The sequence below is a fragment of the Terriglobales bacterium genome (assembly GCA_035457425.1).
Classification (GTDB): domain Bacteria; phylum Acidobacteriota; class Terriglobia; order Terriglobales; family Acidobacteriaceae; genus JACPNR01.
Genome location: DATIBR010000051.1, coordinates 1 through 4,958 on the forward strand (window position 1 = coordinate 1; position 4,958 = coordinate 4,958).

General features: G+C 67.2%; 5 protein-coding genes. All 5 read left to right on the plus strand.

Annotation, left to right across the window (positions count from 1 at the left end):
- Positions 1 to 38: 38 nt before the first annotated feature.
- Positions 39 to 1,100, plus strand: a complete 1,062-nt coding sequence (locus VLA96_03710; GenBank protein ID HSE48293.1) for an ABC transporter substrate-binding protein — start codon at positions 39 to 41, stop codon at positions 1,098 to 1,100.
- On the plus strand, positions 1,082 to 2,137 hold the full coding sequence (locus tag VLA96_03715; GenBank protein ID HSE48294.1) for an ABC transporter ATP-binding protein: 1,056 nt from the start codon (positions 1,082 to 1,084) through the stop codon (positions 2,135 to 2,137). The genes VLA96_03710 and VLA96_03715 overlap by 19 nt, the downstream gene beginning before the upstream one ends.
- The gene (locus VLA96_03720) at positions 2,134 to 2,970 is read left to right on the plus strand and encodes an ABC transporter permease (protein HSE48295.1); all 837 of its coding nucleotides are present in this window, start codon (positions 2,134 to 2,136) and stop codon (positions 2,968 to 2,970) included. Before VLA96_03715 ends, VLA96_03720 begins: the two co-directional genes overlap by 4 nt.
- Complete coding sequence (locus tag VLA96_03725; GenBank protein ID HSE48296.1) at positions 2,967 to 3,761, plus strand: ABC transporter permease; 795 nt, start codon at positions 2,967 to 2,969, stop codon at positions 3,759 to 3,761. The genes VLA96_03720 and VLA96_03725 overlap by 4 nt, the downstream gene beginning before the upstream one ends.
- Before the next feature lie 34 nt (positions 3,762 to 3,795).
- The coding region (locus VLA96_03730; GenBank protein ID HSE48297.1) for an FAD-binding oxidoreductase at positions 3,796 to 4,958 on the plus strand (1,163 nt) is incomplete at its 3' end.

Genomic DNA, 4,958 nt, shown 5'->3' on the forward strand with positions numbered 1-4,958 from the left:
TCCTTGCGGTACCTCGGATGGATGGGGAGGGGGAACCTATGAGACCGATCAAGCTGAACCGTCGCGAGGTCATGGTGGGCGCGGGCGCGGCCCTGCTGACGGCGCGCAGCGCCTTCGCCCAGGGTGAGCCGCCGAAGCCGAAGCAGATCGTGGTCAACGCCTCCGGCGGGTCGATGAACGCGGCGTTGCGCAAGGCGTACTTCGATGCCTTCGAGAAGGATACGGGCATCCGCGTCGTGGAGACCTCACCGGTCGATCTCGGCAAGCTCAAGGCGATGGTCGGCTCCGGGAATATCGAGTGGAACCTGACGGAGATCGGCGGCCAGGACGGGGCTCTCGTGCAGCGCCTCGGGCTGGTCGAGAAGATCGATCCGAAAATGGTCGATCGCTCCGCCTATCCGAAGGAGGCCCGAAGCGAGTACCTCTTCGCCTCCTCCGTGTACTCGACCGTTCTCGCCTATCGCACCGACGTGTTCGCCACCGGCAAGCAGCCGAAGGGCTGGGCGGAGTTCTGGGATGTGAAGCGTTTCCCGGGGCCGCGCAGCATGCGTAACCATCCCGTCGACAATCTCGAATACGCGCTGTTGGCCGACGGCGTGCCGGCCGACAAGCTCTATCCCATCGACCTGGATCGTGCGTTCAAGAAGCTCGACGAGATCAAGCCCCACGTAAACGTGTGGTGGACCACCGGCCAGCAGCCGGCGCAGCTGCTGCTCGACAAGGAAGTCGTCCTCGCCACCGGGTGGAACGGCCGCTTCTACGACCTCATGAAGAAGGGCGCACCGATCGCGGTCGACTGGACCCAGGGTTCGCTCAAGCAGGGGACCTTCGTGATCCCGAAGGGCGCGAAGGATCTCCACTGGGCCAACAAGATGCTTGCCTACATGAGCGATCCCAAGCGGCAGGCCATCTACGCCAACGAGCTTGGCTATCCCGGGCTCAATCTCGAGAGCATCAAGTACATCGATCCGCAGGCCGCGCCGCACATGCCGACTTACCCGGAGAATCTTCCCAAGCAGTTCTGGCTCAGCGTCTCCTGGTGGGACGACAACCTGGAGAGGAGCATGGAACGCTGGAAGCAGTGGCTGCTCAAGAAATAAAGGACGCCGAGCTCCGGGTCGACGGGGTTGCCAAGCGCTACGGCGCCGTCGTCGCGCTCGGCGGGGTGTCGCTTTCGGTCGCGGCCGGCGAGTTCTTGACCATCCTCGGCCCGAGCGGATCGGGCAAGACGACGCTGCTCAAGGTGGTGGCCGGCTTCGAGTTCCCCGATGCCGGCCGCGTGACCGTCGGCGGCGCCGACATCACGGATGTCTCGCCGGCCAAGCGCAACATCGGGATGGTGTTCCAGAACTACGCGCTGTTCCCGCACATGAGCGTGGCGCGCAATATCGCCTTCCCCCTGCAGATGCGCGGCGTGCCGAGATCCGAGATCGAGCGCCGGGTCATCCAGGTGATGGCGCTGGTCGAGCTGCGGGGCTACGGCGAGCGCCTGCCGTCGCAGCTCTCCGGCGGGCAGCAGCAGCGTGTCGCGCTGGCGCGGGCCGTCGTCTTCGATCCGACCGTGCTGCTTCTCGACGAGCCGTTCGGTGCGCTCGACCGCAAGCTGCGCGAGTCGATGCAGCTCGAGGTTCGGCGCCTGCAGCGGCGACTCGGCCTGACCACGGTGTTCATCACCCACGACCAGGAGGAGGCGCTGGTGCTGTCCGATCGCATCGCGGTGATGGACGGCGGCGCGATCCGCCAGATCGGCGCTCCGGACGAGGTCTACGATCGCCCGGCCGACGCGTTCGTCGCGCAGTTCATCGGCGAGTCCAACCTGCTCGCTGGTGAGATCGCCGCTCCGGATCGCGTCCGGCTCGACGACGGCACGAGCGTGACGGTGCGGGGACTCGACGGCGGGCGCGGGCGCGTACGCTTGTTGGTGCGGCCGGAGAAGATGGCGATCGACTCGGCCACCAACCGGTTTACCGGCATTGTCGTGGAGGCGGTCTATCTTGGCGAGACGCACAAGCTGCGGGTACGGGTCGCCGAGGGGGTCGAGCTGATGGTGCGTGGGCGCCACGCGGTGTCCGCGGGCGCGAGCGTGACGGTCGGCTTCGCGCCCGAGGACGCACACGTGATCCGGGGGGCCGGGTGACGCCCGCCGACCGCGCTCGTCGCCGTGCCGCCGCCGGCGCGATCGTGCTGTCGGGGCCAGCGACCCTCCTGCTCCTGGCGCTGTTCGCCGCGCCGCTGCTGCGGCTGCTCGCCCTGAGCGTCGCGGGCGGGAGCCTGGCCGCCTACGAGAGGGTGCTGACCAACGAGCTCTACCTGCGGGTGATCTTCGAGACCTTCAAGATTGCCGCGATCGTCACCCTGCTCACGCTCGCGCTGGGCTATCCGGTGGCCTACGTCATGGCGACGAGTGGCCGGGCCTGGCAGCTCGTGGGCATCGCCTTCGTACTGCTGCCGTTCTGGACGTCGATTCTCGTACGCACCTATGCGTGGATGGTGATGCTCGGCCGCAACGGGGTGGTCAACCGCACGCTCATCGGCTGGGGCGTGATCGACAGCCCGCTACCGCTGCTCAACAACCTGGCCGGGGTGCTGATCGGCATGGTCCACGTGCTGCTGCCGTACATGATCCTGCCGGTGTTCAACGCGGTGAAGAACGTCGATCCGAACCTCGTGCTCGCCGCGGTGGGGCTGGGGGCTCCGCGCTGGCGCGCGTTCCTGCGCATCACGCTGCCGCTGACCATGAACGGCGTGGCGGCCGGGGTGACGCTGGTGTTCACGCTGTCTCTCGGCTTCTTCATCACCCCAGCCCTGCTCGGTGGTGGGCGGGTGGTGATGGTCGCCAACCTCATCGAGGAGCAGGTGCGCGAGCTGCTGAACTGGGCCTTTGCCGGCGCGTTGTCGGCGATCCTGCTGGCCCTCACGCTGGTGGCATTCTGGGGTATCTCGCGCATGGCGCGGACGAGGTCGGCATGAGGCGCTTGCGCCCGGGCCGGCTGCTGCTCGCCGGCGTCGCGGGCCTGGTCTATCTGTTTTTGCAGCTCCCGCTGTTGATCGTGTTCCCGATCTCGTTCAGCTCGGCGCAATACCTGCAGTTCCCCCCGCCTGGCTGGTCGCTGCAGTGGTACGAACGCTACCTGAACAGCCCGAACTGGCTGACGCCGACCTGGCTGAGCCTGGAGGTCGCGGTGGCGACGACGGTGCTGTCGCTACTGCTCGGGGTGCCGCTCGCGTTCGGTCTCACGCGGGCGCGGTTCTGGGGCCGGGACGCGATCGAGAAGCTGTCCATGGCGCCGATCGTCGTGCCCACGATCGTGCTGTCGATCGCCCTCTATGGCCTGTTCGCCAAGCTCAGGCTGATCGGCGTGTGGTACGGCATCGCGGTCGCCCACACCTTGCTCGCGCTTCCGTTCGTGGTGGCGCTGGTCGTTGCGGGCTTGCGCGACTTCGACGTGAATCAGGAGCTGGCGGCGCTCGGCCTCGGCGCGAGCCTCTGGCGCGCGGTGTGGCACGTCACCTTGCCGCAGATCCGACCGAGCCTGGTCTCCGCCGCCTTCCTGGCGTTCATCTCCTCGTTCGACGAGCTGGTGGTGGCGATGTTCCTCGGCGGAGCCAACATGACGCTGCCGAAGAAGATGTTCGACAACATCCGCATGGAGATCGATCCAACGATCGCGGCGATCTCGGCGTTGCAGATCGTCCTCGTCTCTGCGTTGCTTGCGCTGGCGGCGCGCTTCGGCAGGGGCGGAGGAATGCCGGGCCGTTGAACGAGAGGACCGCCGACCGCGAAGGGAGAACGTGATGACCAAGGGCGGTGTGTTCCATCCGGATTTCAAGGCCATGCCGTGGTGGTGGGAGGCGTGGCGGCCGCAGGCCGAGCCGCCGATCGAGCTGTCACCCGGCACCGACGTGGCGATTATCGGTGGCGGCTATGCGGGGCTGAACGCCGCCATCGAGCTGGCGCGGGCCGGGGTCGGGTGCGCGGTGATGGAGGCGAACGATTTCGGCTTCGGCGCCTCGACCCTGAGCGGCGGTGCGGTATCCGGCGGGGTGAGTCTGGGCAAGGGGCTGGGTGGCAAGCGCCGGGTCAGTGACGCTGCGGCCAAGGCGCTGGCCGGGCGTCTGCTCGGCGGGGCTTCTGACTCGCTCACCCTCGTCGAGGACATCATCAGGCGCGAGAAGATCGAGTGCTTCTGGGAGCGCAGCGGCCGCTTCGCCGGTGCCTGTACCCGCAGGCACTACGAGGAGCTCGCCGCCAAGGTTGAGATGTTCAACAAGTACGCGGACGCGCAGTGCGTCATGGTGCCGAAGGGGCAGCAGCGGGAGGAGATCGACAGCGATTTCTACCAGGGGGGAATGCTGGTGAGGCGTTCGGGCAAGTTGCACCCGGCGCTCTACTACAAGGGCCTGCTGGATGCGGCGCGGCGGTACGGGGTCCGGCTGGCGTCGGGCACGAAGGTCGAGCGGATCACCGGCAAGCGCGGGGCCTTCCGGCTGCGGACGTCGCGCGGCGAGATGACGGCGGAGCAGGTGATCGTCGCGACCAACGGCTATACCGGCGACGCCACGCCGCAGCTCAAGCGCAAGCTGATCCCGGTGGCGAGCCACATCATCGCTACCGAGGAGCTGCCGGAGGGGCTTGCCAGGAGTCTCATCCCCAAGGGCCGCACGATCAGCGATACACCGCGAGTGCTGTGCTACTACCGCATCTCACCTGACGGGAAACGCATGCTTTTCGGGGGCCGCGCGCGCTTCACCGCGGTCACACCGGAAGTGTCGGCGCCGGTGCTGCACCGCTTCATGACCGACCGGTTTCCTCAGCTGAAGGACGCCAAGGTGACACATGCCTGGACCGGGAACGTCGCCTTCACCTTCGACTTCTTGCCGCACATGGGGCAGGTGCAGGACGGCATGCACTTCTGCCTTGGCTGCAACGGGTCGGGCGTGGCGATGATGACCTATCT